The organism is Mesorhizobium sp. M4A.F.Ca.ET.020.02.1.1 (genome assembly GCF_004022645.1).
In the GTDB taxonomy this organism is placed as follows: domain Bacteria; phylum Pseudomonadota; class Alphaproteobacteria; order Rhizobiales; family Rhizobiaceae; genus Mesorhizobium.
This window is the reverse complement of sequence record NZ_RZOI01000480.1, coordinates 1-4,796: the sequence shown is the minus strand read 5'-3', so window position 1 is coordinate 4,796 and position 4,796 is coordinate 1. Positions and strand designations below refer to the sequence as shown.

The following is a 4,796-nucleotide window of genomic DNA, read 5'->3' as shown; positions in this document are numbered from 1 at the left end:
AGCGCCATCCCAGCAGCCAGGCCGCGGCGAGCAGCAGGAAGAATGGCGCCAGCGCCGTGCCTTCATAGCCGTTTATGCCCGTGATCAGCAGCCAGGCGGCGAGGTGCGCGCCGGTGAACAGCACCAGGGCTTCGACGATGGTGGACAGCCTGGCCATCGAGGCAAGAGCTGCCAGCAGCAGCAGGCCGAACATCAGCCCCTTCGTCGCAAGGTAGGGATAGTCGAAAGACGCCTCGGGTTGCGCCAGCGCCGCCGCTTCCGGCTTCGACATCGCGCCGAGTGCCAAGGCGATCAGGCATAGCAGGATCGCCAGCACCCCTTGCCAGGATGGTTTTAGCCAACTCATGCCGGCCTCCCGCCCATGGCGCGGTCGACGAGGCGGCCGGCAACGCCGACCACCATCACCAGAAGTGCTGCCACAACCGAGCCGGCGACCAGCGCCGACCAGATGTCGATGGACTGGCTGTAGTAGGCGCCCGCCAGCAGCTTGGCGCCGATGCCGGCGACAGCGCCCGTCGGCAGTTCGCCGACGATGGCGCCGACCAGGCTTGCCGCCACCGCCACCTTCATCGAGGTGAACAGGAACGGCACCGATGCCGGCACCCTCAGCTTCCAGAAGGTCTGCGCGCGGCTGGCATTGTAGGTATGCATCAGGTCGAGATGCATGAGCTCGGGCGAGCGCAGCCCCTTCACCATGCCGACAGTCACCGGGAAGAACGACAGGTAGGTCGAGATCAGCGCTTTCGGGATCAGCCCGGTGATGCCGACCGCCGCCAGCACCACGATGATCATCGGCGCAACGGCCAGGATCGGAATCGTCTGCGAGGCAATGACCCACGGCATCAGGCTGCGGTCGAGCGTCGCCACATGCACGATGCCGACGGCAATGACGATGCCGAGCGCGGTGCCGAAGGCAAAGCCGAGCAGCGTCGAGGACAGCGTCACCCAGGCGTTGTAGACCAGGCTGCGGTTCGAGGTGACGGACCGCAGGAAGGTGTTCTCGAAGAAATTAACCGCCACCTGGTGCGGCGCCGGCAGCGTCGGCTTCGGCTGCGACAGCGTCTTGCCGATGAACTCGACAGTGCCGGGCGTCTCGTTGGCGCGTTGGTCGAGATCGCGCTGGAATGGCGCGTTGAGGACGACGGCGAAGACATACCAGGCGACCACCACGGCCGCGAGGATCGAGGTGACGGGGATGATTTTCGAGCGGAAGGAGTCCATCAGCGCTGCCCCTCTCCTCTCCCCACCGGGGAGAGGGTGGCCGGAGCGAAGCGAAGGCCGGGCGCCTTCCTCGTCGTCATCCTAGGGTCTGCGCACGCCGCATCGCGGGCGCTCCGCCCCGGGATGACGAAGGCGCGGGCAGGCGCTCGCTCCTGACGGCGCTCAATCATCATAGCTGTGCCCTGCCCGGAGGCCGTCGCGCACGCGCGCGGCGATCGCCAGGAATTCCGGCGTCTCCCGGATATCGAGCGGCCGTTGCCGCGGCAGGGTCGATTCGATGATATCGCTGACGCGGCCCGGCCGTGGCGACATGACGACGATGCGCGTCGAGAGATAGACCGCCTCGGGGATCGAATGGGTGACGAAGCAGATCGTCTTGTTGGTACGCTCCCACAATTCCAGAAGCTGCTCGTTCAAATGGTCGCGCACGATCTCGTCGAGCGCGCCGAACGGCTCGTCCATCAGGAGCAAATCGGCGTCGAAAGCGAGCGCACGGGCGATCGAGGCGCGCTGCTGCATGCCGCCGGAAAGCTGCCAGGGATATTTCTTCTCGAAGCCGGCGAGGTTGACCAGTTCCAGCGTGCGCTTGATGCGCTCGGCCTGCTCTGCCTTGGAGAGGCCGATGACCTCCAGCGGCAGCGCCACATTGCGCTCGATCGTGCGCCAGGGGAAAAGGGCGGCCGCCTGGAAGACATAGCCATAGGCGCGTTTCTCGCGCGCCTGCTCCGGCGTCAGGCCGTTGACCGAAATGGTCCCCGATGTCGGCTTCTCCAGATCGGCGATGACCCTGAGCAACGTCGTCTTGCCGCAGCCGGACGGACCGATGAAGGAGACGAACTCGCCCTTGCCGATGGTGAGGTCGACATTGGACAGCGCCTGCACCGGACCGTCATTGGTCTGGAAGGTGAGGCCTAGCTTGCTTGCCGAAACGACGGCTGGCGACTGTCCGGTCATTGGCTGGCGCCTGCCCGTTCCCGTGCCTGCGGCGCCAGCTGGATTCCGATTGCTTTTATCGCGACGTTGTTTTCCACTCACCCTGCCCCATTGGCCTTGTCCCGCCAGCCCGACGCCCGGAGTTTCCCCGATGTCGCTCAAACCGACTTGTCATCTTATCCGCCCCGAAAGCACTTATGAAGGCAAGCAGGGTTTGACCTATTTCGCCGGCATTGCCACCGAGTCGGTCGGCTCGTCCGGCATCTGCATGCACGTGCTCACCATGCCGCCTGGCGCCCGCGCCAAGGCGCATATGCATGAGAACCATGAGACGGCGATCTACGTGCTCTCCGGCGAGGTCCACACCTGGTATGGCGACCGCCTTGAGCATCACATCGTCGTCAAGGCCGGCGACCTGTTCTATATCCCCGCCGGCGTGCCGCATCTGCCCGCCAATCTGAGCGGCGCGCCCTCGTCGGCGGTCATCGCCCGCACCGATCCCAACGAGCAGGAAAGCGTCGTCCTGCTGCCGGAACTGGATGCGCTGGTCGCCTAGGGCATTTTGCAGCCAAGCGGAATCGCGTGGCGTCGCACAAATGCTGTCTCGCTTCGGAATCGAGGGAAAAACTCCAAGCGTCATTTGCACCGGGAGACTTCTCCCATGACATTGCCGTCCTCGTCGGCGATCACCAGCTTTTTGGCGTTCTTGGCGCTGCGCTTGATGGTGAACTGGGCGGGTGACTCACCCTCCTCGCCTTCCGCCTGGCATTGCGCCTTGACCAGCAGCGAGCCGTCGGCCTGTGCCTTCTTTTCGGTAAAGGTGCAGGCACTCGCCACCGTGACGAATGCCTCGTCGGTCAACAGCAGCATGTCCTCGGCATAGATTTCCTGGCCGTTCTTGTTGATGCAGCCGGATTTGTTGCCATAGGGCTTCGACAGGTCGATCGCCGCCGCGGAAGCCTGACCGGCGACGAGCAGCGCTGCGGCCGCAAACGCAAGATGAGAAACGCGCACGCTCAAACCCCGGTCGCCGGAATGCCTGTGCGCTCCACCTTGCGCGGCGCGCTGATCTCCTTCCAGGTCGACAGTGCCCGGTTGACCGCGGCGTTCGGCTCGCGGGCGACGAATTCGCCATGGCCGACCTTGGCCTTGACCTCCGCCTCCTCGATCGACAGTTCGCCGCGCGAGAAGACGAAGCGCGGCAGGCCAGTCACCACGAAGCCTTCGAAGACGTTGTAGTCGATCACCGACTGCTGCTTCTTCGAGGTGATCGTCTTCTTGCGCTTCGGATCCCAGACCAGGATGTCTGCATCCGCGCCTTCGACGATGGCGCCCTTCTTCGGATACATGTTGAGGATCTTGGCGATGTTGGTCGAGGTCACCGCGACGAACTCGTTCATCGTCAGCCGGCCGGTGTTGACGCCTGTCGTCCACAGCACCGGCAGCCGGTCCTCGAGGCCGCCCGTGCCGTTCGGGATCTTGGTGAAGTCGCCGACGCCATTGCGCTTCTGCTGCGTGGTGAACGAGCAGTGGTCGGTCGCCACCACTTGCAGCGATCCGGCCTGCAGGCCCGCCCACAGCGAGTCCTGGTGCAGCTTGTTGCGGAAGGGCGGGCTCATCACGCGGCGCGCGGCATGGTCCCAGTCCTTGTTGAAATATTCGCTCTCGTCGAGCGTCAGGTGCTGGATCAGCGGCTCGCCGAACACCCGCATACCCTTCTGGCGCGCGCGGCGGATGGCCTCATGCGCCTGCTCGCAGGAAACGTGCACGACATAGAGCGGCACGCCGGCCATGTCGGCGATCATGATGGCGCGGTTGGTCGCCTCGCCCTCCACTTCCGGCGGCCGCGAATAGGCATGCCCCTCCGGACCGTTGTTGCCGGCGGCGAGAAGCTTCTGCGACAGTGCTGCGACCACGTCGCCATTCTCGGCATGCACCAGCGGCAGCGCGCCGAGATCGGCGCAGCGCTGGAACGACGCGTACATCTCGTCGTCGTCGACCATCAGCGCGCCCTTGTAGGCCATGAAGTGCTTGAACGAAGTGATGCCTCTGTCGACGACGGTCGCCATCTCGTCGAACACCTGCTTGCCCCACCAGGTGACCGCCATGTGGAAGGAATAGTCGCAGGCCGCCTTCGAGGTCTTGTTGTCCCACATCTGCAAGGCTTCGAGCAGCGACTGCTTCGGCGCCGGCAGGCAGAAATCGACCACCATGGTCGTGCCGCCGGACAGTGCCGCGCGGGTGCCGGATTCGAAATCGTCGGCCGAATAGGTGCCCATGAACGGCATTTCGAGATGGGTGTGCGGATCGATGCCGCCCGGCATGACGTAGCAGCCGGTGGCGTCGAACTCATGATCGCCGTGCAAGTTCGAACCGATGGCGACGATCTTGCCGTGCTGCATCAGCACGTCTGCTTTCCAGGTGCGGTCGGCCGTGACGATCGTGCCGTTCCTGATCACTTTGGTCATTTTCTCGTTCCCCTGTTCCAGTCGCGCTTCTTTGCGAGCAGCGTTGAATTCTAAATTTCAGACCTCACTCCACGATGACAGCCGTCTCCACCACGGCATGGAACAGCACGTCGGCGCCGGCGCCGGCCCCTTCCTCGGTGATCTCTTCGGCCTCGTTGTGGCTGAGCCCGTCGA

General features: G+C 64.4%; 5 protein-coding genes and 1 pseudogene. 1 reads left to right on the top strand and 5 read right to left on the bottom strand.

Annotated elements, in window-relative coordinates; all coding sequences use genetic code 11:
- From EN742_RS24670 to EN742_RS24660, 3 genes and pseudogenes are all read right to left on the bottom strand, one after another.
- Nucleotides 1-346 (bottom strand): annotated as a pseudogene (locus EN742_RS24670) (ABC transporter permease); the annotation flags it as partial.
- On the bottom strand, nucleotides 343-1,221 hold the full coding sequence (locus EN742_RS24665; RefSeq protein ID WP_126053854.1) for an ABC transporter permease: 879 nt from the start codon (nucleotides 1,219-1,221) through the stop codon (nucleotides 343-345). The gene EN742_RS24665 and the pseudogene EN742_RS24670, both read right to left, overlap by 4 nt.
- Nucleotides 1,222-1,383: 162 nt before the next feature.
- Complete coding sequence (locus EN742_RS24660) at nucleotides 1,384-2,175, bottom strand: ABC transporter ATP-binding protein (RefSeq protein WP_126053853.1); 792 nt, start codon at nucleotides 2,173-2,175, stop codon at nucleotides 1,384-1,386.
- A gap of 130 nt (nucleotides 2,176-2,305) precedes the next feature.
- On the opposite strand from EN742_RS24660, the gene EN742_RS24655 reads away from it, so the two are divergent.
- The gene (locus EN742_RS24655; protein WP_127283266.1) at nucleotides 2,306-2,710 is read left to right on the top strand and encodes a cupin domain-containing protein; all 405 of its coding nucleotides are present in this window, start codon (nucleotides 2,306-2,308) and stop codon (nucleotides 2,708-2,710) included.
- 80 nt (nucleotides 2,711-2,790) lie between these two features.
- On the opposite strand, the gene EN742_RS24650 is transcribed toward EN742_RS24655, so the two are convergent.
- Both EN742_RS24650 and hydA read right to left on the bottom strand, forming a co-directional pair.
- Nucleotides 2,791-3,168 (bottom strand): hypothetical protein, encoded by a 378-nt coding sequence (locus EN742_RS24650; protein ID WP_189347704.1) that lies wholly within the window; start codon nucleotides 3,166-3,168, stop codon nucleotides 2,791-2,793.
- A gap of 2 nt (nucleotides 3,169-3,170) precedes the next feature.
- Nucleotides 3,171-4,622, bottom strand: coding sequence for a dihydropyrimidinase (gene hydA / locus EN742_RS24645; protein WP_127405885.1), 1,452 nt, complete (start codon nucleotides 4,620-4,622; stop codon nucleotides 3,171-3,173).
- Nucleotides 4,623-4,796 lie beyond the last annotated feature (174 nt).

What these genes read in the sequence shown, in the direction of transcription:
- EN742_RS24665 (WP_126053854.1), bottom strand. Translation starts at nt 1,221, where the DNA reads ATGGACTCCTTCCGCTCGAAAATCATCCCCGTCACCTCGATCCTCGCG.
- EN742_RS24660 (WP_126053853.1), bottom strand. Translation starts at nt 2,175, where the DNA reads ATGACCGGACAGTCGCCAGCCGTCGTTTCGGCAAGCAAGCTAGGCCTC.
- hydA (WP_127405885.1), bottom strand. Translation starts at nt 4,622, where the DNA reads ATGACCAAAGTGATCAGGAACGGCACGATCGTCACGGCCGACCGCACC.
- EN742_RS24655 (WP_127283266.1), top strand. Translation starts at nt 2,306, where the DNA reads ATGTCGCTCAAACCGACTTGTCATCTTATCCGCCCCGAAAGCACTTAT.